Here is a 24,701-nt window from a genome sequence, read left to right on the forward strand (position 1 = left end):
ACAATTCTCTGCAGCCCAGACGGATAAAGGCCTCGCGCTAAAACTCTGGTCGAAAATACCCCACAGATTCGCTGCTAGATGAGCGACCACTTGACACTGTATAAATATCCAGCTAATAATAGCTGTATATCCAACCAGTAATTTAACTGAGGTAAGTATGTTCGTTGAACTCGTTTACGACAAGAGAAACGTTGAGGATTTACCAAGCGCAAAAGAAATCATTCTGGCTGAACTGACAAAGAGAGTTCACAAGATTTTCCCAGGTGCAGATGTGAGAGTTAAACCAATGCAGGCGAACGCGCTGAACAGCGATTGTACGAAAACTGAGAAGGAGCGACTCAACCGCATGATCGAGGAGATGTTTGAAGAAGCAGATATGTGGCTCGTTTGAAGGACAAGGAAGGCGATAACGAATAGGTGCAGGGTGTATTACTGGAAACGTGGGAATCGGCGGATGACTGTTTATTTCGCTGACAATAGAAATCTCAATGAACCTCCACATGGAAATCTGTTATCTGATTCGCGAGTTAGTAAAGGATTTTTTATAAGCCGCAGGTTTACCTCTTTATTTCTTTTGTGTATTTTATCGTCATGGAGAGCGGTATTAGTGTTAGGATAAGGGGTGGTTATTTTATGGCTAAAGCTGATGAGTTAACCTTTACGGAGTTTTCATCGATCAACAGCAGGCTTAGGCAAGTTAGCGATACTTGGGCTGATTTGTGGATTACTATCTATTACACTAAGATAAGTGTTGGGAAATTGCTGGTGTTACGCTTTGAAGATGTTACGGAGTCAGACTTACCATTAAAAAAACATGAAATTATTCAATTACTGGCTGAGAATCCTGTAAGGCATATTATCCAGAAACGCCGTTCATTATACCCTAATGACGAATTTATATTTCAAAGCCATTCTAATAGAGTCAAATCCATAGCGAAACCGGTGACAGTGGTTGCATTTAACCAAGCGTTGCGTGATAGTGCCAAGTATGTCACCGATAAAAACATCAGCAGTAACAGTGCGCGAAGAGTACAAAATATAATACATAAAGCTGCATAGAATAAATCACTGCTAGTCAAAACAATGAGTTACTTTTTTAGTATATATTTAAAGGAAGATTTATGGTTGTAAAACGAATTTCCACTTTCTGTCTGCTTTTTAAAAAAATCATTGATACGATATGAACCGAAAATTTAAAACCCCTTCGAATATACTAACATTCAAAAACTGTTTAAGTAGCGACACGCTTATCTTCGTTTAGGATTTTTTCTTTCCAATCCGCCATTAAAACAACGGCGAATTTTCTATGCTGCGAGTTTGAATAACCTTCAACAATCAGAAGCGAACTAAACGAAAACTTTTCTTTTTCCTTCCCTAAACTTAAACCGACTATAGCGAAAAAGATTATATAACCTGGCAGATCAACGCCATTTTGAACATTTATTTTTTGCACTGAATAACGCGTTGATTATTCTGCCGCTGGTACCTCGGATTTTTTTGTCTCCAGCTCAGCAATGCGTGCGGTCAGTGCGTCTATCTGCGCCATCAGAGCCAGAATGGCCTCATGGTGCAGCGCTGCTGCAACCCCAGCAGTGTCAGGACTGAGCACATCTTTAATTACGGTACCGTCGTCCAGTTCTCTGTTGCCAGTGACAAAAACGTTATCCGGGAATACAGACTGAACCTCCTGAGCAATGAACCCGATGCCAGGCGAGATGCCATCCAGACGTTTCCACGAAACGCCGCGAATGGCCCGCATTTTCTCCAGGGGATTCTCTATCCTTGCCACGTCGTATTTCACACGGATATCAGAGTTTGAAATCCACGACCCCGGCGCTGTTGCCGAGCCTGTAGAGTTAAACCCAAAAAATGACGACGTCGGCCCCGCGATAACGTTCAAATAAAACCCAGAGAACGTCGAAGAAACATAGTGATATGCCACTGATTTATGCGGAGTTAATGACCCACCATACCCCCATTCCATATGCGGAGTTTCCTGGTTTACACTACCAGCGGATTCATTTGTTAGTCGTGTTGTGCTCAGTACGGTTCCGCCAGTTTTCCGATCCAGCGAATTCAGCCGTGAATCATTGCCCTGGCAAAATGACCCGGCGACGGTGCCAAACGGGCTTGTTAATCCCGTCCCGCCCTGCCCCTTGCTGAGCGGTGTTGTTAGCCCTGACAGACTGGTGATATCGGAATTGGCCCCTTTTTTTGCCAGCGATTTCTGGCCGGGAACCGTGACGGCCACACCGTTTGTTGTGATAGTGACGTCACCCGCCCCGTTCATCACGTCGGCGAAACCGCTCATATTTTTTTGATACAGCGTCAGCGTCTCAGCGATGTTTTGAGCCAGTCCGTCAACGCTCAGACTGTCGCTCAGGAGGATGGCGTAAGCGGTACCGGCTGCAATTGCCGGGTTTGCCGCTGGCGTTATGGTGAGTTGGGTTGCGCTGTTGATTGCCGTTATCTGGAACACCTGTGTCGGTGTAGTCAGGGAAAGCAACGAGCACCCAACGCGGATAAGTGAGCCTGCTGCTGTAAAGTTCGTGCCAGTACCCGTCAGGGTATTGCCGCTGATGGCTATGGTGCCAGTTGTGTAAATCATGTTTTCTCCAGGCATAAAAAAACCGCCGAAGCGGTTTATTAATTTGATTAATACATGGCGGGAATTACCGGAAGACTGATTGCGCTCATCCCGCTGCTGTCAAAATTCCAGCCCGCCCGATCATTTCTGGTAACAATGCGTCCCCGTCCACCTTTGACATTTCCCCCACTCATCATCAGGCCGCGCCCCCTGCCGATATTCCAGGATGTTGAGTCTTCAGCTCTGCCGACGTCCCATCCATACCTGCCTATCGGTACCATTCCACCGACTGACTGCCATGAAAGAGAGGGTGTGAAAAACGACCTGATTACAAATGGCTTCCGGGTCGTGGAGAACGTGCACTGCCCCTGTGGGTTGAGGAACGTCAGACCCGTCCCCGGTACAGGTGCGTTATTGGAAAATATCGCGATGCGGGCTGTAACCGATGCGGGTGCATCACCATAGTTACCCGAATCTGACGAACAGAATATCGTTCCGCCGATATTCTCAAGTACCGCGCTCGGGCTGTCCCATGAAGCAAAGACTATCCCTGAAACAGGGGGCGTCCAGGAGTCGTTAATTGTCACCGTGCCGTACCAGGTGCAACTGCCCAGATTCCCGTTAGTGGTCAGGACGGTGAAATCAGTCGAGTCAGAAATCAGCAGGCCGCTTTTTCCTGCCTGGCTGGCGGGTGTGATGCGCCATACCTGGCCGGGCCACTGATAGGTATCAGGTGCCCCCGCTCTGTCTCCCTGAGTATTCATCGTCAGTGTCCCGCCGCTTTGCACTATAGAAGCCAGGCGCTGCGTGAAGGGGAAAAGCCCGGTGTCGAAAAAAAAGATTCTGACGCTTTCAGTCGGGATAAAAACAGCCACATCCCCCGCACCGTACCCGTCGACCGGCACAGACTTTCCGTTATACCCCTGGACGGTTGTGCGGCAGAAAAACGGGGCGCGCAGCCCCGCCGTGATTTCCATTACCGGTCCGCCGTCATTCAAATCAATGCGTAATCCACTCGGCATTACCACGTCCCCAGCTTTATAGAACCACCACCGGGCAGGTTTATCAGCACACCGGTACCGTCAATCACTACAGCATTGTTCACACCGTTAAAGCTGAAAGCGCCCGACGTGGCGTAAAGTGCCCCACGAACCGTTACGTTGTTGAGTTCAGCATTGCCACTTTTTGGCAAATTCCACCCGACACCATTCGGACCAGAAACGAAATTATTCGACTTCAATGAATCGGTGATTTTCGCGAACTGAATGCTGGCATCGCGGAAAAACGCATCGTTAATGAAAGTCTGACCGTTCTGAATAAAAAATGGCAGTGAGACCGCGCCACCTGCCTGAGACATAACTGCGAAACGGTCGGCCAGGAAAATAACCTGACTCTGCATGCCACTCGGCGTGTTCTGCACACCCAGCCCCATCCCTGCCGCGTACTGCACGCCGTTCACATCCACGCCAACTTTGACGCTGTACATCGCGTTCAGGTTGCCGTTGATATCCGCAACTGCCTGGGCGTTAGTGGTGATGGCCGCAGACTGGCCGTTTACCGTGACGCTCAGTGAGTTGATTCGCGTCGCGGAGGTCTGCGTAAAATCAGACATCGTTTTTGCGAAGTCCGTGATATTGGCATTGCCGCCAGCCGTGACATCCAGGGTTTTCAGCGACTCAGCGACAGCTTTGCTCGCATCCACCATCACGTTATCAACGCGCTGGATGCCTGCACTGTTTGCACCGTACTGAACACTGAGCGTCATTCGGGTGTTGACCTGCGCCAGCGTTTCCTGAATCAACGCCACCGCCGTGTTTTGCACCCCACCAGCAGCATTAGTTGTTTTCCCTGACAGTTCGTCGAAACGGGACGCGCTAGCGCTGTCGAGGGTGGACACCGCCTGTGTAAGCTGCGTTACGTTAGCGGTATTGTCCTCCGTCTGCGCCGTCAGCGTATCAACCGCCGTCGCGCGGGCCTGAGTCTCGTCAGCCAGCGCCTGCGTGAGCTGCGTTACCTGTGCAGCGTTCTGGTCGGTTTTCGCCTCCAGACGCGTCACGTCCGTAACGCGGGCCTGTGTTTCGGTGGCAATCACCTCCCGTAGCTGGGTGAACGTTGCTGAGTTTGCGCCGTTCTGTACAGACTGCCTGACAACTACGTCAGCGATAGCCAGTGCGTTACTGATAATACTTTCTGCCGTCTGCCGGTTCGCGCCCACTGCCGCCGCAAGTTGGTCGGCGTTTTGACGGACCGCCTCTGCCAGTTCAGCAACTTTTTCACTGCTCTCCACGGCATCTTCTATCAGATCTTTGAACAGTTCGGTGTCCTTGATCTGCTCAAGCACGGCATCAGTGATATCAGACACATCAACACTGGCCTGCCCCCTCACCCAGTCGGTGTAACCCGACTCGTTCCCGGTCCTGTCCACCAGTTGCGCGCGGTACCAGAAAATCTGCCCCGCCTTGAGGCCCATCTGCTGATATTTGCGCAGCGGATACGGCACATCAGCCAGCAAAACCGCATCATCAGTCGTCCCCGTGGCGCTGTACTGAATTTCGGTTTTCAGCGTGTCGTCCGTGTTCGCAGGGAATCCCCAGTTCAGTTCAATGCCGAAAACCACATTATCTGATGCCATAAAACCGACGGGCTTCGGCGGATTTCCCGTTTTCCCGGTCAGTGTTGTTTCGGTTGAATATCCCCAGCCGGAGGAAATTTCAGCCGCGTTAATAGCCCGTACACGTGCAAGATAACGTCCGGTGTAAATGGCCGGCACCTCAAACGACGCGGTAGAACTGCGGGGTACGTTCACCCAGTCGCCATCGTTACGCCGCCACTGGGCCTCGTACGAAATAGCGTTTGGTGCCTGGTCCCAACTGACACGCATTGTCTCCAGGCTGATCCCCTGATTCACAACGGCGTAGCTGGAAATGACGATATTCGAAGGTGCTGACTGATTACCTGGCGGGATCACGCTTACCGGACGCTGATCGATAATCGCACCCGTATCGATACGGGCATATTTATCCGGATCATGTGCGGCACCTACGATGGTGAATGTGCCGTCGTCATTTTCCGTAACGCTGACAACACGATATTGCTGAGCATAAAGCGAATCTGACTCAACCACCCACACCGCCTGAGCTTCTGGCGTTGTAGTGAACACCGTCGAAACGGTGACTTTATTACCGCTGACAGCCTGAATAGTGCGGCTCTGTGATGCGCCTGTCGGGAGGTTCACCATGATGCGATCACCCGCTACGGCATCCGGTACACGGTCGAGCGTCAGTACCCGACCGCTTACCGCGCTGATGCGGCCGCCTGTCACTTTTCCGGCCAGGTCCCTGTCACTGACTGCAATGATGTATCCCGGCTGCGGAATATTCCCGTCGAGCCCGACAGAGAAGGTCACCACGCGGTCTTTGTTATTGGTCAGAATGCCCCAGCGACCTTTGCGGTTTGCCTCCGATTGTCGGGTGCAGCCAATAGCCGTCAGTTCAAGCTGGTTAAAACCAAAGCGACGCACCAGATCCTGCTCGAATACAGGCTCCATTGCGTCGGAATACGCATTCGCCGGGTCGGAGTATGAAACCAGTGCAGAGGTATAGCGGGTTTTAGAGGTGCTGCTGCTGTACGTGAATTTACCGTCAAGGGTATTTGCGTTCGTGTAGCTGTAATCAACGTCACGCGGCATATCAGCCAGGGCAACAATCTGATTGCCGCCCCAGTATGTCATACCCCGGAAAATAGCCGCAAAATCCCTCATAACTGTGTATGCGTCGTTACGGTCCTGCACATAAACATTGCAGGTGTAGCGAGGCTCCAGACCATCACCGCCTTTCCCGTCAGGGACCAGTTGATCGCAGTACTGTGCAACCTGGTACAGCATCCATTTATCGATGTTAGCTGCCGTCAGCCTGTCGCCCAGACCAAAGCGATCACTCACCACCAGATCATAAAAAACCCATGCCGGGTTGTCGGTCCACGCCCACCGAAACGCGCCTGTCCATGTACCGCTGTAGGTGCGTGTTTCAGGATCGTAGGTATCAGGGACACGAATAACGCGACCACGAGGCTCGCATGAAATCTGCGGGACAGAACCATTAAACTGGCTGGAGTCGAACTCGATATAGAGCAGTGCTGTATTGGGATAGCGAAGCTTGGCATCGATAACCTCCGTATAACTCTGGAGCGTCATCGTGTCGCCGATTTTTGCGCTGTTTGCATCTGCCGTAATTTTGCGTAGTCGAATCGTCCACGTTGTGGCACCAGCTGGAAGATTAATACGGTGGCTACGCTCGTAACCTGATGTATTTTTCCCGTTAACTGAGGCGCTGATTACCGTCTGAAATGCGCCACCGTTTGTCTGCAGATCAATCGCATAACTTATGGGATACCCGACTAAGTCTCCGTCATCTTCCTGCCGGAAAATGGACGGCCATTTGATACGCAGGCGAACGGCAGAAAGCAGTGTATTGGTCAGTGTTCGGGTCCACGGCGAAGCGCTGGAAACAACCACACCGCCCAGGCTGATTTCATTTTCACTACCGGGCATCCCCTGAATATAGGTCTGTGCCTGCGTACCAGAGCGGAATTCCCAGGCCACACCGCTGAAATTTGACGAACCGTCAGCATTCAGCAGCGGCGTACCATCCAGAAAAATAGACTGCCCGGTGAGGCCGCCGGAAAATTCACCCTCACCCAGCGCCAGCAGGATTTTTGCTTTCGCGACCGACTGGAGATCGTCGGGCTGTTCTGTCGGCGTACGGGAAGATGAGGAGCCGCCCTTTCGCCCCTGAATTTTCTTATTTGCCATATTTCGCCCATAAAAAAACCGCCCGGAGGCGGTTATTAAATTGAGGTGTTTTTATTGCTGGTCTTCGACATAGATCCCGGCAGAAATAATTGCACCACCGATACGGCGCTTGCCGTACAACAGAGGCACCGGGTATCCCTGCGATGTGGTATTCGTGACGCTACCGAATGCATATGACGGTTTATTGTCTGCTGATTGCGTTTTTGCCAGCCCGGTAGTCTGTGGTGAAAGGAGTTGTACAATGCCACCGAGTGACATCGATATCCCCATTGCAGCAGCAGCCCCCCATCCACCCGCAAAGGAAGTACCACCAAAGCCAAGCGCTGCACCGTTAGTCGCAATTGCAGCAACGGTAACAAGGGCAACACCGAGAATAGTCTGGAGCAATCCTCCACGCTTACTGCCGATGATAACCGGTACGACCCGAATGACTTCACCAGTAACCGGAAATCCCAGATCATCTATTCCGATATTTTTTTTACCTTTGAATACCGCGTAGGTAAGTCCGCGCCGCTGACTGGATATCATGAATTTTTCAAAGCCGGGAATTGTTGCTGCCAGTGCGCGCGTGGCTTCGTGGGTTGTACTGATCAAGCGTCGGTGAACTTTACCGAAGGTTTTACCGAGTATGCCACCAAGCTCAATCATAATCATTATTTCTTTCATAGCAACCTCAAGTAAAAACCCGCCGAAGCGGGTTTAATTAATTCCTGATGTATCTTTTTTCAAGTGGCGGTATGTTTTTCTTTTTCCGGTCATCATTAACCCCTTTGAAAAGGATTTTTTTTACAGGCAAATCGTATCCCGCGCCAGCACACATAGAGGCAAGGACATCAGGATCGGTAGGCTCGCCTGTTGATGAATTAATATCAAAAGACGCTACAGTTAATTCTTGTTTATCTGTTTTAGGAAAAATAAAAGCAGCAAATAATTGTTTTCCTGCATATGCCCCATAAGAATTCTTACCATTCACATATCCACAATACATATAAGTAGAGTCGGGATATGGATAATCCTGATGATAAAATTTTGCAGCATCAGGATCCTTCATTTCCTCTCTAATGGTCTTTTCTACGGCCTCCCTTTCAGGCTCTGTCAGAGGTCTTGCAGAAGAATTCCAGGTTATTAATGCAATGGATAAAAATAATAGCTTTTTCATCAATTGTTCCCCTTCATTTTTATTGAAGGTTAACACATGTCCTTATAACGTAGTACTTTCATTGTTCGTTCCATCCAGTAGCCACCATACGGAACACGGTTGCTTAGCCTACCGTAAAGGTGATGCATCAACATGTTGCCTTCCAGTAGCAACCCTGCATGATTCCATTTGTTGGCCTGCACTTGCATAATCACTACATCACCCGGTTGCGGGTCTCCAGACACTTCACGGAATCCGCATTCATACCAGTTATCCTGATATAAATTATCGGGGTACTTGTCCTCCCACCACGGATAATCGACGCGGTAATCCGGCAGCTCAATGCCGTACGTTTGCCGATAATAGGACATTACCAGCCCCCAGCAGTCGTAAACCCCCAGCACAAAAGGCCGCTCCAGCAGTGGCAATTCACCGCGCGGGTTGATTGTACGCAGATCACCTTCCGGCCAACTGACAATATGCCAGGGGATAGCCATCAAATCGCATTGCGCCTTATCCAGTTCGCTGGGCTGTGTTGTCGCATCAGGGTGGCTGTGCACAATAGCGATCACCGTCCCCCAGTCCTCGGCGGCAGCATAATCCTCCGGCGACAGAACAAAATGTTCAGTGGGTTCGTTAGCCTGATTACGGCAAGGAAAATATCTCTCCACTCGACTTTTTTGCGACACGACACCACAACACTCACGGGGATATTCACTAGCGGCATGCGCCATGATGGCATTTATGGTTTTCTGACGCATATCAGCTCCTGATGAGTGACGTGCCGGGGAATCCACCAAAGGAAAGTTCGTTATTTTCCCCGAACCGAAGTTTGCAGGCGGTCAGGGTGCCGTTGCACTGGTCCAGTGAAGGATCTGCCACCGGGTTGTTGTTTTTATCGAAGTAGTTCGTGCCTGCATAGTCACAGCCATCACCGCTGCGGTACTTACCACGAATACACCAGGAGCAAAGCGAATGAAGCTGACGGGTCGGGATCAGTAAACCCTGCAGGTCCATCGGGCTGGTTAACCGAAACTCGATAGCCTCTGACGTTTCTGTATTTTTCCCGTCGATATACCAGACCTGCAATGTTTCCTGAGTGGGATCTGCAGTGGCATTGCCGGAAGGGAAATTACGCGCATCCAGATACTGCGCCAGCGTGTCGTGTATCGTGACCGTCGCTTTCAACAGATCATCGTATGCAAGGCAAAGCGCCGTGATGGAGCCGTCAAGGTTCGCCACGGTCAGTTTTGGCGTGGCACCACTGCCGGTAGTCGATTTTTCAAGGCCATCAATCTGGCAGGGCCATGCCGAATACTCAAAGCCCTGCCACCAGATGGATTTTGCCGGAAGTTTTGACTCATCCCCACCAGCAGTGGTTATTTCCGCTTCTGTATGGGGAATATTGTGATTATGAAACCTCAAAACCCCGCCAACGCCAAACGCGGTACCGTCCACCTCAAACAACCGAACGGCGTTACCCGGTTCCAGTTTCTGATAATCGTTGTTTAAACTCATGGTGCAAACGCCTGCTCAAAAGTCACGGAAAGGTTATATTTTTTGTTGCCCAGTGGCGTGGGCTTATAGCCTGCACAACGGTATAAGCCCAACGGTTCAAGCGGCGGCGTCCACTGAAATGCTTTCACCCCACCATGCCTGTCCAGAAAGGCTTTTATCGCAGTGATATAGGTTTCGTTCCCCGTAAACTCCAGAGTCCACTTTTGCGAGCGCGGATTGAGTCCATCGCCGGAAACCTGCGCATAACCATCGCCAAACTGTGCTTTGCGTGTTCGGAAACTGACTTCCTGCTCCGGGTTGATGCGCGGGCACCAGGTAAATGTTTCGATAGCCATTAACGACCTCCTTTAGCCAGATTCCATACGGCACCGCCTGGGGAAATATCACGCGCCATCAGTTCGCGATAACGTCGCTCAACATAGCTCCCAATCTCCTTGCCGAATTGTTCTGTCATACCGCCATCCGTCTGAACGCTGGTATTGCCATTACCTTCGATGGTGATATAAACCTGCGGCGAACCGCTAGCTGTCTGAACGTTATTTACACCTGAATTGACAGCACGAACACCCAGAGAACCATCAGCAGCACGAGTCAGCGGCATAATGGCTTCTGGGCCTGCTTCTCCGAAAATTCCCGCGCCTTTGGCAAATGCAAATGTTTTCGGGGTGCTGTAAACACCATTGCTGTATGCACTGAGTGAAGGTGAGTCGTAAACACCACCCAGGGCATTTGCGAGATGAGGTGTAGGTACGGAGAAACTTTGTCCGGTGACAACCGTGCCAGATGTTGAAGACATAACCGAAGATGTGCCGCCACCACCGATTAGCCCGGTAATACCGCCGATAAGAGAGCCAAGCAGGCCTGATGTACCAGACGATTTACTCATGGCGCTGACAACAGCCATTTGCAAAGCTACTTTAGAAATCATTTCCAGCGCCGACAGCCCCCATGACCTCCAGTCCGCTTTACCACGAACCAGCATAGATGCCACATTATCCATGGCGCTATCCATTGTGGTAGTAACTCCCTGTGAAACGGTCCCGGCGATGTCCATCGTGTTCTGTAGCCAGTTTTCATAACCACGCGATACACCATTACGCCAGTCTGCCTCAGATTCGGCAATAGCCCGATACTTATTATCAAGCTCGGTTAACGCTGCCGAGCGTGCTGCGACAGCGGCTGTTCCTTTGTCGGTTTTATCGAACTGACGTTCAACCTGCTGGGTCTCGTCGAAACGTTGCCGCTGCCTGTCGCTCAGTCCGGCGGTATCCGTCGCCGCCGTTGCCTCATCCTTAAATTTCCGCGCGGCTTCGGTGAGTTGTTTCAGCGCTTCGGCCTGATCGCGCTGTTTCTTCACGTTCTCTTCTGCTCGCTGTGTCCAGCGGGCTAACTCTGCTGAGGACTCACGGATCGCTTTGCGCTGCTCATCCGTCCATTTCGTACCTGCCTGATTCGCGGCGGCGTAGAGATCTGCCGCTTTCTCGCCATCAGTCGCGCGGACTTTCTGCACCTCGATAGCTACGGAAAGATCAGCCATTTTTCGGCTGTACTGTTCAGCCTGAGACGCCGCAGCACGGTCAGCCTTTTCAGCTTCCCTGGTGGCGTCTGCTTTTGCTTTTTGTGCCGCTGCCACGTTCTGCGTGTTGTTATAGTCTTTTTCTGCCGCTGCCCGATATTGAGACGCAAAGGTTGAATTATTCGGACCGTCTCGGCCCATATCCTGCAGATCAAAATCAACCTGCCGATTGACCTTAGCAATGCCCGTCAACCCGGCCAGTTCAGCCTGACGCTGTTTATTCAGAAGGGCTTTCGCATCCTTATCGGATACTGGTGCCTGCGGTAATGCCAGAGGCACCTGAACAAGACCGTTACGGGCAGACAGCAGGGTATTACCGAGACTCAGCAGGCGGTTAAATTCAGAATGCTCCCCGTTCATCCTTATAAGGGACTGATACGCTTCGTTCTGGCGCCAGGCCTGCTCCCGGATCAGATCATTGCGCCGGACATCAATATCATTGAGTGCCTGTTGAATGGTGCGTGACCGTTCACGCATCTGGTTCAGCTTGTTTTCTTCAACCGTTAGCTGGTCAGTCAGAATTCCGAGCGACTTAACGATATTTGCATCATTTTCGCTGGTAATGCCTGGTTTGTTCCGCGCTGAATTCAGATCATCGATCTGCGTTTTCAGTGCAGTCACTTTCCCGGCCTGCTCATCAATCAGCCGGTTTTGCTCAACCAGCGCATCGACAGTTTTTCCCCTGTTACTGTCTGCATCGCCCAGCGACATTGAGGTCGTTTTTTGTCGAATCAGGTCAATTTGCTGCGCATAATCCTGCGCTGACTGGCGGGCTTGTTCCTGCTGCTGGTACATAGTGTACCAGGCACCAGCCCCCAGCAATAACGCGCCGGGAATGCCACCGACCAGTGACAATAAGCCGCTAGCACCACTGCGCAGTAAGCCCACAGCGGATGTCGCGCGGTTTAATGCCTCCTGAGACGCGGTAACCGCACGGTTTGAGAGAACAAGCTCAGCATTCGCGGCGATCATTTCGCTGCGTTTTTTGATGACGTTATCAGCCGCCAGTACTGACGCATTAGAGCCTTTGGCTACATTCGCCTCGGCGACGGCAAGGTTATAGGCAGACGTTGCGGCACCGGCGTTCGCCAGTGCTTTGCGTTGTGCCTGTGTTGCGGCGTAAGCCTGCGCATCAGCTAAGGCAATCTGTTCTTTTCTGGCGTCCAGCACCTTACCTGCGGATGAAGTCACGCCGGACAGAATACCACCAAGCAGGCGAGAACCACCGGCAGCGGCCAGAACTGCCGCCCCGCTAGCCACTGTATCGAGGTTTGACGCCAGACTATCGAGAGCACCAGCCAGCGCCGTGGACGCGCCAAGGGCGTCATTCGCGCCACCAACCCAGGCCATAAAGCTGTTCTGGACTTTCTGTGCTGAGCCACTGATGGAGGCTGGTAGCGTTTCAAATTCTTTGCGCAGTAATTCGACATTGGTCAGTAACGGGACAATTTTATCCGTTGTCAGTTGCCCGTTCTGCGCCATATTGCGCAGCCCGCCAACGGTCGTTTTCATACCGTCAGCTAGCAGTTTCGCCAGGCGGCCGCCGTTCTCCATAATTGCATTGAATTCTTCGCCGCGCAGTACGCCGGAGCCCAGTGCCTGACTCAACTGCGTGATAACGGAGCTTGCCTCCTCCGTGCTCGCGCCGGACAATTTCAGTGACGTGGCGACCGTTTCCGTGACTTTTGCCACATCGGCTGACGCGTAGCCAGCATCACGTAGGGAAGATGCAATACGAGCGTAAAGGGTTGCGTTAGCCTCAAACGAGGTGCCTGTGCGCTGGCTGATTGCCATTAACGAGCGTTGCGCTGCTGCAAAATCCTCCGCGCCAGTGGAAGCCAGGCGCAGACGCCCGCTTAACTGGTTCCACGTGTCGGCATACTGGATAAGTTGATGCGTGGCAAATGCCCCTGCAAACGCCCCAGCAAGGCCCGTAGCGGTAGATTTAACGCTGACCAGCTCAGCATTCAGCGCCGCAATTGAGCGTTGTGTTTCACGGGTGACGGCGGCAGCCTGTTTGCCGCCTTGCTCCATTGTTTTGTAATAGTCCTGCCCCATCCGTGAGGCGCGAGCAATTTCTCGCTGAAATGAGCCGGAGTCAGCCGAAACCTTAATTATTAATTCTCGTAGAGTTGCCATCTCGTATCCTCAATAAAAAAAGCCTCGCTCACGCAAGGCTTCTTTATGAGCTGGAGACTTAATTACATGCCGCCAACCCTATATAATAAGCAATCGAATCAGGGACTATTTTTGACATCCCTTTATCAGGCTTTGAATTTTTCATATCATCTAAAGTATCACCTGTTCCAACATACATAACTTCATTAGTGTGACATGAATAAGACCTTTTTGAGAAAGTTACACCTGAACTACCATGTCGCTCTATCGTAATATCGGTTAATGACCCGTTATTATTTTTATCGAGCAGATAATATTTCGCATTTTTATCACTTGGGACATTTATCACCTCTCTATTTATTGAACTCTCATCTTTTTTTGTTACGGTTAGGTAAGAGTGATTGAATCCAGAAGTTTCTATCTTTTGGTTAAAGAGCGGACTTACAGAATTCAGATAAAGCCCAAAACCCACACACACAACTAATATCAAAACAATTGTTGCTGATTCACTAAAGCTACTACTTATCTTTATTGCAATACACAGCGCACCAATCAAAATAATAATAGAGATCGGCTGACGCAGCGCCACAATAAAAGTTATCAACACAAACAAGCCGCAAATAACCCTCAACCAGATTTTCATGTCAATTTCCCTTTTGGATAAACATGAATAATCGTATCAGAGTTTCGACATCCATTCTTCAAGCTCAGCGGCTTCTTCTCCGCCGTCCCCCTCACTACCCCATTTAAGCAGCAGGTCAGCCATATTCGCTTTGCCGCCCTGGGCATTGAATGCTGCCGCCGATATCTGGGCGGCCTGAACATCACCGCGCCAGTCACCAACAGGGCTTATCCGGTCATACGCAATCCACATTTTCAGCTCACTGGCCGTCAGGGTACTGCGCAGTTCGTGGAGCGTGCGCCCCAGCCGGAGCGCCAGCGTCATGAGAAAGAATGTAAGGGGTTGCTTTACTTTTTTTCGGCCTGATCCTGATCCACGCCCAGCGCCAGAGCCACATTCAGGAGACGTTTATGCACCTGTCCATAAACTTCTGCGACGGTACCGATATCATCATCAGAAAAAACACGTTCGCCTGCTTCATCGCGAAGAACATCAACGAAGAGGATCGTGTCCGCTTTTTTATTGCGGATAAATTCCTGCGCAGCAGTCAGCTTCGGAGCTTCCTCACCCTCCCCCAGTTCCGGCGGGGCGATAAATTCACGAAACTTAACCCAGGCATCACCTGACGGCTCACGAAGAATGACTTTTGCGTTATTCCATTCAGGAACGGTGATGCTTTTTGTACGGAACGCCAGATTAGGTGTCAGAGCCAGTTCGCGTAAGGACATTTTTATACTCTCTGTGTTATCAAATGGAGGGGAAAAGCGCCCGCAGGCGCTTAAGAACCGGAGGCTACAATGCGTTTCGGCTTGCCTTTCACGCGAAGCGAATAGGTTGCGCCAACGACCTGGGATGTCGCTGCAGACCAGCTACTCTGACGGACCTCAACCAGTACATAAAAACCGTTACCGGAGGGGAAAACGACTTTAAGCGCCCGCAGCTCGTCATTTTCATATGCCGTCTGCAGCGCCAGTTGCGCGGCTTCATCACCCACCCAGTTACGGGAAATGGACATTTCTGCCGGCGCCGCGAGGCCGTTGGTCTGCTCCTGCTCGGTGGAGCAAAGCGTGGTGACATCGATGTCACTTTTCTGGCCGCCTGTGTAGCTGATCTCCTTCGTGGCACATTCAGCTTCAAGGAACGTCACGCCTGCCGTCGGGAAACCTGCAGCCTTAAAATCGTCTTCTGTGACGGGGGCGTTCGAGATACCGATCTGCGTGCCCTTTGTTTTTTCATACTTACTGGTCATGTTTGCTCCAGATGTAAAAAAACCCGCCGGAGCGGGTTATTGGATTTATGATGCGTGACGGGTCAGACAATCACAGATGCCTCAAGCGAGGCGCGGTGAAGACGGGTCTCCGGTTCATACAGTGGAAACTTATTGATGTTTTCCAGCCCAAGTACAGACAGGCTGGCAAGCGCCTGATCACGAATTTCGCGGGCCTCATCCAGATCGAGCGAATACACATCCACCTGAAACGAAACAGTGGATTCAGCCTGCCCGCAGAGCACATCGGCCATTGCGTCAGTCGGCAGCGAGAAGACAACCCAGGGTGGACTGACGGCAGGCTCACCCTGTGCATTCAGCGGTACCACATACGGATAAACCTGACCGTCTGCCAGTGCACCGATCAGCGCATAAATCGTCGCCTCAGTCATTTTGACAGCACCTCATCTATAGCCTGATTCATCCTGGCGATCGCCGCGCGTGTCGCCTCTTCCTGACGTGTATCAAACGCAGGCCGCACAAAGGGATGTGCAGGCATGTTCGACGTGCCTAACTCAACGAAACGCCAGTAAAACGCGTTGCGCCGGTTGCTGGCTTTCATGGTGTTGTCGCTGTTTCCCGTTTCAGGGTTAACACCGCGGATATGAACACCGGATGAGATCGCATTTCTGCGGCCCCGCATCGTGACCACCACAACGTTTCGTTTCAGTTTCCCGGTACGTTCAGGTGCACGCTCAACAATTGCCGTTTTCAGCACTTCTGCGGCTGCGCGTGTGCCGTCACGCAAAACCTTTTTGTTCTCCGCCTTGCTGAGCAACTCCATATCACGGGAGATATCCAGCAGGCCGGAAAAATCCAGTTTATGGTCAATCACGCTTTTACCCCCTGCTTACAGAGAACTTCCAGCCGCGTGGCTCGTTCATCAGGGACAGGCGGACCGGAGACTTCAAGCAACTGCCCACGAAACGGGCCAGTCAGCACTTTAAGGCGAGACGCTGCAGAAACATCCTGACGATACCGAAGCCACACACGCACAGTGGCTTCGGCTTTTTCTGCACCGGAGGCCATCAGCTCGCGCCCGCTGATGCCCTTCACCTCAGCCCATACAGTTTTCCCATCCTGCCAGTCCTGTTTAGGCTGACCCGAAGGTGATCTGACTGTTACTGAATTCTGTATGGTGACACGGTGACGATTTCGACCAGCCTGCATAAAACCCCCTAAAGTGGAATATAGCGATAAGGCTCCAGCAGTGAAGCGAAGCCCCAGGGGATGCTCATCTTCGCCACTTCGGTGGCTTCTTCCCGGCTCTCATTCCAGTGGCCCACCAGCAGCATCAGCGCGAGGCAAATGTCCTCGCTGATAACCAGACCGTCAGGATCGGTGTCAGGTACGACCACGTCATACAGCTTACGGTTGATAAAGTTTTCCGCACGCTTTCGTGCCGCCGCCGCCATCAGCGTTAAAAGAGCGTCGCCTGATGTGTCATCGTCATCAATACGGCACTGCATCCGCAGTTGTTTGAGTGAAGGAACCATGATTTTCCTTAGCCCGCAGCGAACTGCGGGCATAAAAAAACCGCCGAAGCGGTGGAGGCATTTCCGGGGTTCGATTACGCGGCTTTACCCGCCAGCGCTTTAATCGCTGCGGTATCTTCCAGCACACAGTCAAAGCGATGGAAGGCCAGGAATGCGGTCTGGTCATACTCAGCGTAACGCTCCACCAGGCGTTTGAGGGTCATATACGACACGCGGCGAATGATGAAGCGGTTAAAATCACCGAAATAAGCGAACTTAGCGCCCGCTGCAACATTCGGAATGGCCGGGTCGATAACATATGGCGTCTGGAGAACCGTAGCCAGCGCACCGCCGATGATGCTGGGCAACCACAGCGGACGGTTTTGCGCGTCCACCATCTCTTCAATGACCTGCAGCGTCGCATCATTAAAGGCAAAGCGCACATTAGGACCATTGCGATATGCCGGATCAACGGCGTGTTTAAGGGAGTTCAGCTCAGTCCATTTAAAAGTTGCGGCGGCTGCTGTGCTGACCGTATTGGTCACTGATGCTGCCAGCCCCTTCGGCTGCAGCGGCGTACCAGCCCCCGTACCCAGCACAAGGTATTTCGCCTCACCGCGTCCAATACGGGATGCAATGCGTGACGCAAGAAATGCCTCAATATCCACACCGCTATCCTGCAGCAGTTCATTGGACACACGGATGATTTTGGAGGAGAGTTTTTTTGCACCCAGAATGGCGGTACCGAACGTGGTATCACCCTCACTGGCTGCGGTATTTTCAGCAAGAAGTTCACCTTCTTCTGTCGTACCGTCGGACGTTGACCAGGCGATATCCTGCCCGGTGGCCGTCGTGAGGATTTGCGAAATGCTGGCAATGCCACCATAGGCCCGCATGGATTCAACAATGCGGTTCTGGAACTGGGTCGGAACGGTATAACCGCCCTGCTCATCAGGACTGGTGCCCTGCGCACGCAGTTCACGTAATGCCTGACGTTCCTCTGCGCTCAGTTCAGCCACGCCACGGCGCAGGAAGCCATTAAATGCGGCGGCCCGGCGTTCACTGGCCTGTTGCTGTGGATCGCCATGGTTACCCTGCTGCTGGCGCTGCTCTCCTTCCTGATCTTCAATATAAGTCTGATCCTGGCGGCGAAGTTCTTCTTCGCGAGCAATCTGGGCGTCCAGCGCGTCAAGCTCAGATTTCATCGCGCCCCACTGCGTGCGCTGCTCGTCAGTCCAGGCGGTATCGCCAATCTTTTCGTGGAGCGCGCGCATATCTGCTGCGATAGTGTTACGTTTCTGTTTAAGTTCATGAAGTGCCATAGAATAATTTCCTTACGCGTTAAGAAGGGTCAGCAGGCGCTCGCGCGCCATTCGTTGGTTAATGGCGTTCTTTAGCGCACCGCTGTTGCGCGCCTCCTGCCAGGCTTTCATAGAGCGGACGCCGGAATCAGCATCCTGATATGCCGGATACGTCACCGGCGAGACATCGTACAGACGGGAAAACTTGCTGATTTCACGGATAACAATGCCTTCGTCATCCTCGTACCAGTCGTCACCATCACGGGCCACCTGGAACGCAAACGAAGACTGGCTGATATCACCCCGTACCATCGGCGCAATGACCAGATCGCGAATGGTTTGCGTATCCGGTGCCAGAATGTTGTATTGCAGGCCGCGTTCATCCACGCTCAGCGATAACGTACCCGCCGCGCTGCGCCCAAGAATGAAATTCGGGTCATGGTTAAACAGTCCGCGAACGTCGTTTGTCAGAACGTCATCAAACGCACCGGGCTTGATGATTTCGCGAAAGCCCCAGAGTGGCTCGGAACGGGAATTGAACACGGAACCGTAACCGATGATCCGCGTGGGCTGATCGCTCTGCTGTTCTGCCCGAACCTCGCCGCTGTAACACCGTAATTCACGGTCATTCATCGGTTTTATCCTCTGTTGTTTTATCGGGTTTAAAATCGCCGGCAGGATTTGCGGCATTCACGCTGACCAGCATTTCATCCAGCCCGTCAACCGGGTTCATATCCTCAAAGGCGCGCGCCTCATTGCGGCTCATCCAGCCATCGGTGATGGCAAAGTGATAGAACTGGGCTCGCTCCTGCGGCGTACCGCGCAACAGCCCCGTAAGATTGAAGCGGACGTAATACCCGGCGGCACGTTCGGCGCGGGTAAACAGGCGTCGGTTTAACTCCTGCTCCCAGTTAGTCACCCACGGCATCATCGTATAGCGGACAAACTGAATGGCCTGCTGAGTGATATTGCTGAACGTGGCTTTTTCCAGGTCGTTAATCATGTGTGCCGGGACGTTGAAAATCCCGGCAATCATTGAACGGTTCAGTTTGGACATATCGATGATCTGTGCATCGACCGGGGAAACCGTCAACGCTTTGTAATCCAGTTGCGCCGGGAGCAACATCGTTTTGTTTTCCTGGCTGCGTAAAGCCGCTACCGCTTTTTGCCACACCTTTTTAAGCCGCGACCAGCTTTCTTCATTCAGGTCGCTTTTCACGGAGATGATCCCGGCAGGTCGTGCGTTGCCGTTAAAAAATGAACTGGTGTACTGCTGACCACTCATCCCCATACCGATGGTTTCTGCGTGTTGCATGATCGGTGACAGGCCCATTTTCTGGTTGTTACCCAGTGCGCGAACATGAATCATGTCGTCGGGACTGATAGCAAATGATCCTTCTTCGTTATAAACCCCGTAGGTGTAGCGACCGCCGGTATTCAGTAAGGTGGTTTCCCAGGGCATCGGGTTTTCAATCGACTGTACCTCTCCGCGACGGGAGCGCTTCACCCAGCCATAACCATTCCCCCAGCCCAGCACATGCCGCTGCGTGAGTTCGCGCCATTTATAGCTGGTCTGCCAGATGTTTGGCTCATCATGCAGCAGGTAAAACACCGGATGGTCGCGCGCCGGGGCAACCGCATTCCCGTTCTTTCGCATGACGTGTAACGGCATTTGCGCAAGATTGGATGCGATCACATAAATACAGGAATACACCGCTGCCAGCTTCATTGCGGTCACCGGGCTGACGTAAATATCACGCCCCAGGCTGCTGTCAGCGTCGGCGGTCTCACCTGTCAGCGGCGTGGCGGGGTTTTCGAGCGGTTCACTGCGGAAAATGGCATCAAGTAACACGCTTGCCCCCTTTTGCTGTCAGCAGCGCCCCTGTAAGCAGCAACCCACCAGAAAACATCAACGCAGGGGCCAGCCCAAATTGCAGGTAAACCCCGCCCGTGAGCAGCCCGAAACCGGACAGCCCGATAATATCGATAATCAGAGATTTCATAGGATTAGCAGGTCGTCATCCGGGTCGAGAGTGGAAAGGAAGTCGGGAGCATCGCCACCGTTCACAAGCACGCGGCTCATCCCGGTAAACAGCGCTGCAGGGCCATCGATTTTTGCTTCCGGAGTGGATTTGTTAGGGAAAATGTTGTCGTTTTTGTCGGGCTTAACGGTCACGTTCGACATCATCCAGTTCATCACCGGATGATTGGAATGGTGGAATCTTCCCCCGTACACCAGCGCTTCCACCTCTTTCATGGCTTCCGAGAAGTTGCGAACCGTCTGAGGCACCTCCACCAGCGGGATCCCTTCTTCGGCCAGCGCCAGGCTGAATTGTGTGGCACTCCAGGGGTCAAAACCGACCTCTTTCAGGCTTTGCCCGCCTATCCAGTCGAGCAAATCAGCTTTAATCTGATGGTGGTCGATTACGTCACCGTCGGTCAGTTCTAACTTTCCGAGCATGGCCCACCCCCGGTACATCTGCGCCATTTGTTCAGAGCATTTTTCTAAACGCCCTTCGGGTAGCCAGAATTTAAAGTCCGCATGCAGGTGGCCGTTATCGGCACGCCATATCTTCGCGGCTGCGCAGATATCGATTTTATGGGCCAAATCCACGCCAACCCACATCGGGTAGGTTTTCAGCTCATGAACGGGCGCGATGTCTTCACAAGCCTCCCACTTCATCATGTCCATCCAGGCTGATTCAGCGGTCACCCAGATATTCATATGCTTTGTGAAGAAATTAACGCGCGCGGAAACCTGCTCTTTCGCTTTTTTCGCCAGGCGGCGCAGATCATCCCACCGTTTACAGATGCCCAGGCCGGGATTGGCTTTTTGCCAGACCGTTTCATCAAACGGATCATCGCCTTTATCAAGAGTGAAAATGATGGCAAAAAAGCTGTCATCTTTAACAGCACCTTCAACCTTGCTGTTGTAGCCCTGCAGAACCTTTATGGCGTAGTCGCGCAGCTCGTAACAGATGCCCTCTTTATTAAATCCGGCGGTTGTGATGCCAAACAAAAGCGACTGCAGGCGCGCACCTGTTGCTGTCTCCAGAACGTCCCACACATCACGCGTTTTGTGTGCGTGCAACTCATCGACAATGCCGCAGTGAATATTCAGGCCGTCGAGATTGTTGGCGTCAGACGATAACGGTTCAAACTTGGATGAGCTTTGCTCCTGGTAAATCGCCAGCTTATTGAATTCGAACAGTCGGCCCAGTGTCGCTTTCGCCTTTTTCACCATGTTTTTGGCGTCTTCGAAAACAATACGAGCCTGATCGCGGGTGGTCGCCGCTGAATAGACCTCTGCGCCCCCTTCGCCATCAGCCCCGGCCATATAGAGGCCAACACCAGAGGAAAGCGTAGATTTTGCGTTTTTTCGGGCCACTTCGTTATAAGCGGTCCGGAAGCGGCGAACCATTACCGGGCGTCCGCTGCCATCGTTACGCAGAACCACTTCCCCGGTCGCTTCATTCACCAGGGGAATAACAAAGCCGAAGATGTTAATCAGAATGAAAACATGCCAGTCCATTAATTCTATCGGCTGGCCTGCCAGTGCCCCCTTAACGTGAGGCACAAATTTATAAAAATTGAGGATGTGCTGCGCGCGCGCCTCGCTGAAAAAAATGCCCCGCTCCTCACCATGCGCCAGATCATCAAGAAAACGCTGACAGGCCAGGCGCACATATTCACAGGCAACAATTTCCCGCGCTACAACCCGTTCGGCGTAGCGTATGCCTTCTGCAACCTTAGCCATTAATCCCTCGCTTTCATGAACTCTGCCAGCGGGTCAACCGCATCAGGCTTATTAATGCTGACTTTTGAACGGCTGGCGGGGGTCATACCAAACTCAGCAAGCATGGCGCGAAGCCGTTTCCATGCGTCCGCTTTCATAATTGCCGCCGGGTGAGCCTTAATTAGCACATCTCCAGTTTGTGTTTCAGTCCGGTACGTATATCCCTCGATCTCCAGAGCGTCGCAGTGGTGGCGGTATTCGGTATATGCCTCCACCAGCAGTTCAAGCGCCCGTGCGTCGAGTTGAGAAATGACGCCGACAGCATCCAGTTCCTCGGCCATTCTCTTAAACCAGTACTTCGCCTGTTTATCGAAATGCTTCGGAGTTGGGGGAACCCCTTTTGGGGGTTTTGGCTCATCTTTGTTGATCGGGCGCTTGGATGGGTTACCCCTCACCAAACGCAGATGGCTCGGGGTTTTCGGTGGTCCAGACATAATCGAAAACTCCTATTAATGATCGGCTGGGGATCCCCAAAAAAAGTTTTGTAACCTGCGGCGATGTGAAGAAAGGTCAGGCGTCGGTCCCTGGGGCGCGCGGCTGTAGGGATTTGATCCCCCCCCCACCATGATGATAATCGTTATCATTAACATCGAAATGATTGCATTTGAAATGATTTCACTATTGCTTTTCGGTGGCCGTTTTCCTGCGGTGGCAAGGCCAGCAAAGGCTTTGCAGGTTGGCGTCATCATCGGTACCCCCTTGTGCCTTCGGCTTGATATGGTCGACGGTCACAGCAGCCACAGCGCGACCCTCTTTGAGGCATGACTGGCACAGGTGGTTATCGCGGCTCAGGATGCGAGTGCGGCGAATCTCCCACTTGCTGCCATATCCTCGCTGATGTCTGCTCCTGCCCTGCTGGTGCTGCTCCCAGCCTTCGTTGCGGTGCTTATCGCAGTAGCCTGAGCGGTCCGTGGTAGTGCCTGGGCATCCACGCTTTCGGCACGCTCGCGGTATTAGCGCGGGCATCAGCGCAGCCCATACAGCACACCACCAGGCTTAAGAGCATTGGCAAGGGCATTATTCACAACCTGGTTAATGTGTTCCGTAATAGCAGCCTGAGCGGAAGCCAGATCCGCCATCGCCGCATCTTGTCTGGTTAGTGCTGCTTTTGTCGCTTCAATAACAGCGTTAGCAGCCTGCTGGATTTGCCGCTGGATGGTGGGTTCACCGCTGTCATTTACCTCAACCGTCACTTTGAAACGGTCAGCCCTGAACACCACTGACTGCTGCTCGTCGCCAGTTGGTTTCTCAACGAACTGGCCGCTGTCACGAACGGCGGCAATAACAGCATCTCGCATCTCATCAGAAAGTTTAATCGCAGTTGATAACGGGTTAATTCCAGTACAAGAGGTAGCTAAGTGGATAGTACTAATGCTGGCGTCAGCATCACCGGATAGTTCTTTGCTCATAGCCTTTTCAGGCGTAAGAAACCCACCACGCGGATAATGCAAATCATCAGCGACAGTAATGCCCCAACTATCGTTAAATGGATGTGGCACGCCGAGTTCATCCACGGCAATGGCCGAGAGTTCAAACCCATCAGGACAAATCACATTCAGAGAACGTTTGAAAACTGAATCTGTTTTGCCCACAAAATCCAGGCGGCCAACCAACAACTTTTCAGCTTCATTGCTGGCGTACACGTGAACAGTAAGGTGCTCACCGGAAAGCTTAGAGCCAAGCGATGAAATGCTGACGATCACTTTTTTAATCTGGCAGTTCATGTTTGTTTCCTTTTAGATGTGAGCCTGTCGCACGGGAAGACCGCCCGATAACGCGGAATACCCCAGGCTCACGACTGAAAGTTATCGTTAGGCTGCGCGTGCGAGGCGCATAAAAAAGCCCCGCTATTGCGAGGCTTGGTGGTATCCTTCCCTCTCCTTAACAAGAGGGTTTTAACATGGGAATTGAACCATTTTCTGTTCACGAAACTAATGTGAGATCCAATGTGCTGGAAGTAGTTGTGCGTAGCCTGCTCGCTACATTAGATGCACAACAAGCGAAGACTTTCAGGGCTAACCTAGAGCAAGTTTTTGTTGACGTCGAGAGATTGCAGCCAGAAGAAACAGTGCAGATTAATGCGGTGGTACGTCAGGTCGCTCTTGAAATTGCCTCAGCAGCGCCTGAGAGTTAGCAATGAGTGCTTCTGCACTGCGCTGAATAGATTTATCTGACTTTGAAGGGGCCTTGTTAGTGGCCTCTTTTTTTTTCATAACACCTCCCGATACTACAAATTATCACAATACGGAGTGTGGAACATTATCAGGCACTCAGTGAATGCCTGCTGTAATGCCTAGTCGTCGAGTTGCAGCACACCATGTTCCAGCGAATCGGAGTAAGCGATCAGCCCCGTGTATTCCGGGATGGTTTCACCATCATCGGATTCAAACGCCGGAATTGTTACGGTAGTGATGGTGTATTGAGGCTGTCCATCTTCTTTCGCGAAAACTGCCAGCTCTTCAATCTGCCTGGCTGTGAGAACTACTGCCATAT

Annotated in this window: 31 protein-coding genes; 3 read left to right on the plus strand and 28 right to left on the minus strand. The window is 52.0% G+C overall.

The window, feature by feature from the left end:
* Positions 1 to 157: 157 nt before the first annotated feature.
* Complete coding sequence (locus MRY16398_RS19080) at positions 158 to 391, plus strand: DinI family protein (RefSeq protein ID WP_125125009.1); 234 nt, start codon at positions 158 to 160, stop codon at positions 389 to 391.
* A 242-nt stretch (positions 392 to 633) separates the two neighbouring features.
* The gene (locus tag MRY16398_RS19085; RefSeq protein WP_125125010.1) at positions 634 to 1,059 is read left to right on the plus strand and encodes a hypothetical protein; all 426 of its coding nucleotides are present in this window, start codon (positions 634 to 636) and stop codon (positions 1,057 to 1,059) included.
* Between the two features lie 172 nt (positions 1,060 to 1,231).
* Here MRY16398_RS19085 and MRY16398_RS19090 read toward each other — a convergent pair whose 3' ends face one another.
* The 27 genes from MRY16398_RS19090 to MRY16398_RS19215 form a co-directional block, all read right to left on the minus strand.
* A complete protein-coding gene (locus MRY16398_RS19090; RefSeq protein ID WP_125125011.1) occupies positions 1,232 to 1,453 on the minus strand; it encodes a hypothetical protein in 222 nt (73 codons plus the stop codon).
* Between the two features lie 15 nt (positions 1,454 to 1,468).
* Entirely contained in the window at positions 1,469 to 2,608 is a 1,140-nt protein-coding gene (locus MRY16398_RS31015) for a tail fiber domain-containing protein (RefSeq protein ID WP_232034351.1), read from the minus strand.
* A 47-nt stretch (positions 2,609 to 2,655) separates the two neighbouring features.
* A complete protein-coding gene (locus MRY16398_RS19105) occupies positions 2,656 to 3,609 on the minus strand; it encodes a DUF6453 family protein (protein WP_125125012.1) in 954 nt (317 codons plus the stop codon).
* Positions 3,609 to 7,397, minus strand: a complete 3,789-nt coding sequence (locus MRY16398_RS19110) for a TipJ family phage tail tip protein (RefSeq protein WP_125125013.1) — start codon at positions 7,395 to 7,397, stop codon at positions 3,609 to 3,611. Before MRY16398_RS19110 ends, MRY16398_RS19105 begins: the two co-directional genes overlap by 1 nt.
* Before the next feature lie 51 nt (positions 7,398 to 7,448).
* Entirely contained in the window at positions 7,449 to 8,063 is a 615-nt protein-coding gene (locus MRY16398_RS19115; RefSeq protein WP_125125014.1) for a tail assembly protein, read from the minus strand.
* A 37-nt stretch (positions 8,064 to 8,100) separates the two neighbouring features.
* Complete coding sequence (locus MRY16398_RS19120; RefSeq protein ID WP_125124592.1) at positions 8,101 to 8,556, minus strand: hypothetical protein; 456 nt, start codon at positions 8,554 to 8,556, stop codon at positions 8,101 to 8,103.
* A 29-nt stretch (positions 8,557 to 8,585) separates the two neighbouring features.
* On the minus strand, positions 8,586 to 9,296 hold the full coding sequence (locus tag MRY16398_RS19125; RefSeq protein ID WP_125125015.1) for a C40 family peptidase: 711 nt from the start codon (positions 9,294 to 9,296) through the stop codon (positions 8,586 to 8,588).
* A gap of 1 nt (position 9,297) precedes the next feature.
* The gene (locus MRY16398_RS19130) at positions 9,298 to 10,053 is read right to left on the minus strand and encodes a phage minor tail protein L (RefSeq protein WP_125125016.1); all 756 of its coding nucleotides are present in this window, start codon (positions 10,051 to 10,053) and stop codon (positions 9,298 to 9,300) included.
* On the minus strand, positions 10,050 to 10,388 hold the full coding sequence (locus MRY16398_RS19135; RefSeq protein WP_110296711.1) for a phage tail protein: 339 nt from the start codon (positions 10,386 to 10,388) through the stop codon (positions 10,050 to 10,052). Before MRY16398_RS19135 ends, MRY16398_RS19130 begins: the two co-directional genes overlap by 4 nt.
* Complete coding sequence (locus tag MRY16398_RS19140) at positions 10,388 to 13,768, minus strand: phage tail tape measure protein (protein WP_125125017.1); 3,381 nt, start codon at positions 13,766 to 13,768, stop codon at positions 10,388 to 10,390. Before MRY16398_RS19140 ends, MRY16398_RS19135 begins: the two co-directional genes overlap by 1 nt.
* A 58-nt stretch (positions 13,769 to 13,826) precedes the next feature.
* Positions 13,827 to 14,390: a hypothetical protein gene (locus MRY16398_RS31020; RefSeq protein ID WP_232034352.1), complete on the minus strand. Its 564-nt coding sequence runs from the start codon at positions 14,388 to 14,390 to the stop codon at positions 13,827 to 13,829.
* Positions 14,391 to 14,426: 36 nt separating this feature from the next.
* Entirely contained in the window at positions 14,427 to 14,693 is a 267-nt protein-coding gene (locus tag MRY16398_RS19150) for a phage tail assembly protein T (RefSeq protein WP_107224703.1), read from the minus strand.
* 23 nt (positions 14,694 to 14,716) lie between these two features.
* Positions 14,717 to 15,097 (minus strand): phage tail assembly chaperone, encoded by a 381-nt coding sequence (locus MRY16398_RS19155; protein WP_125125018.1) that lies wholly within the window; start codon positions 15,095 to 15,097, stop codon positions 14,717 to 14,719.
* Between the two features lie 50 nt (positions 15,098 to 15,147).
* A complete protein-coding gene (locus tag MRY16398_RS19160; RefSeq protein WP_107224829.1) occupies positions 15,148 to 15,618 on the minus strand; it encodes a phage tail tube protein in 471 nt (156 codons plus the stop codon).
* A gap of 62 nt (positions 15,619 to 15,680) precedes the next feature.
* Positions 15,681 to 16,028, minus strand: coding sequence for a tail completion protein gp17 (gene gp17 / locus MRY16398_RS19165; protein WP_107224322.1), 348 nt, complete (start codon positions 16,026 to 16,028; stop codon positions 15,681 to 15,683).
* On the minus strand, positions 16,025 to 16,471 hold the full coding sequence (locus tag MRY16398_RS19170) for an HK97-gp10 family putative phage morphogenesis protein (protein ID WP_107224321.1): 447 nt from the start codon (positions 16,469 to 16,471) through the stop codon (positions 16,025 to 16,027). Before MRY16398_RS19170 ends, gp17 begins: the two co-directional genes overlap by 4 nt.
* Entirely contained in the window at positions 16,468 to 16,806 is a 339-nt protein-coding gene (locus MRY16398_RS19175; protein WP_107224320.1) for a phage head closure protein, read from the minus strand. Before MRY16398_RS19175 ends, MRY16398_RS19170 begins: the two co-directional genes overlap by 4 nt.
* An 8-nt stretch (positions 16,807 to 16,814) precedes the next feature.
* Entirely contained in the window at positions 16,815 to 17,132 is a 318-nt protein-coding gene (locus MRY16398_RS19180) for a head-tail connector protein (protein ID WP_107224319.1), read from the minus strand.
* 74 nt (positions 17,133 to 17,206) lie between these two features.
* Positions 17,207 to 18,433, minus strand: coding sequence for a phage major capsid protein (locus tag MRY16398_RS19185; RefSeq protein WP_125125019.1), 1,227 nt, complete (start codon positions 18,431 to 18,433; stop codon positions 17,207 to 17,209).
* Positions 18,434 to 18,445: 12 nt separating this feature from the next.
* Positions 18,446 to 19,045: an HK97 family phage prohead protease gene (locus MRY16398_RS19190; RefSeq protein WP_071196294.1), complete on the minus strand. Its 600-nt coding sequence runs from the start codon at positions 19,043 to 19,045 to the stop codon at positions 18,446 to 18,448.
* Entirely contained in the window at positions 19,038 to 20,264 is a 1,227-nt protein-coding gene (locus tag MRY16398_RS19195; protein ID WP_125125020.1) for a phage portal protein, read from the minus strand. Before MRY16398_RS19195 ends, MRY16398_RS19190 begins: the two co-directional genes overlap by 8 nt.
* Positions 20,254 to 20,415, minus strand: coding sequence for a hypothetical protein (locus tag MRY16398_RS30680; protein ID WP_165158537.1), 162 nt, complete (start codon positions 20,413 to 20,415; stop codon positions 20,254 to 20,256). Before MRY16398_RS30680 ends, MRY16398_RS19195 begins: the two co-directional genes overlap by 11 nt.
* Positions 20,412 to 22,169: a terminase large subunit gene (locus MRY16398_RS19200; RefSeq protein WP_107224316.1), complete on the minus strand. Its 1,758-nt coding sequence runs from the start codon at positions 22,167 to 22,169 to the stop codon at positions 20,412 to 20,414. The genes MRY16398_RS30680 and MRY16398_RS19200 overlap by 4 nt, the downstream gene beginning before the upstream one ends.
* On the minus strand, positions 22,169 to 22,642 hold the full coding sequence (locus MRY16398_RS19205; RefSeq protein ID WP_107224315.1) for a phage terminase small subunit P27 family: 474 nt from the start codon (positions 22,640 to 22,642) through the stop codon (positions 22,169 to 22,171). The genes MRY16398_RS19200 and MRY16398_RS19205 overlap by 1 nt, the downstream gene beginning before the upstream one ends.
* A gap of 15 nt (positions 22,643 to 22,657) precedes the next feature.
* The gene (locus MRY16398_RS30685; RefSeq protein ID WP_172600611.1) at positions 22,658 to 22,897 is read right to left on the minus strand and encodes a hypothetical protein; all 240 of its coding nucleotides are present in this window, start codon (positions 22,895 to 22,897) and stop codon (positions 22,658 to 22,660) included.
* Entirely contained in the window at positions 22,827 to 23,174 is a 348-nt protein-coding gene (locus MRY16398_RS19210; RefSeq protein WP_075203689.1) for an HNH endonuclease, read from the minus strand. Before MRY16398_RS19210 ends, MRY16398_RS30685 begins: the two co-directional genes overlap by 71 nt.
* Complete coding sequence (locus MRY16398_RS19215; protein WP_107224314.1) at positions 23,174 to 23,932, minus strand: hypothetical protein; 759 nt, start codon at positions 23,930 to 23,932, stop codon at positions 23,174 to 23,176. The genes MRY16398_RS19210 and MRY16398_RS19215 overlap by 1 nt, the downstream gene beginning before the upstream one ends.
* A gap of 176 nt (positions 23,933 to 24,108) precedes the next feature.
* Here MRY16398_RS19215 and MRY16398_RS19220 point away from each other — a divergent pair, with 176 nt between their 5' ends.
* Positions 24,109 to 24,342 (plus strand): hypothetical protein, encoded by a 234-nt coding sequence (locus MRY16398_RS19220; RefSeq protein ID WP_107224313.1) that lies wholly within the window; start codon positions 24,109 to 24,111, stop codon positions 24,340 to 24,342.
* 159 nt (positions 24,343 to 24,501) lie between these two features.
* On the opposite strand, the gene MRY16398_RS19225 is transcribed toward MRY16398_RS19220, so the two are convergent.
* Positions 24,502 to 24,699 carry a hypothetical protein gene (locus tag MRY16398_RS19225; protein WP_071196285.1) on the minus strand — a complete coding sequence of 66 codons (198 nt, stop codon included), beginning with the start codon at positions 24,697 to 24,699 and terminating at the stop codon, positions 24,502 to 24,504.
* Between the last annotated feature and the right edge of the window lie 2 nt (positions 24,700 to 24,701).

This window comes from Phytobacter sp. MRY16-398 (assembly GCF_003925915.1).
GTDB lineage: Bacteria > Pseudomonadota > Gammaproteobacteria > Enterobacterales > Enterobacteriaceae > Phytobacter > Phytobacter diazotrophicus.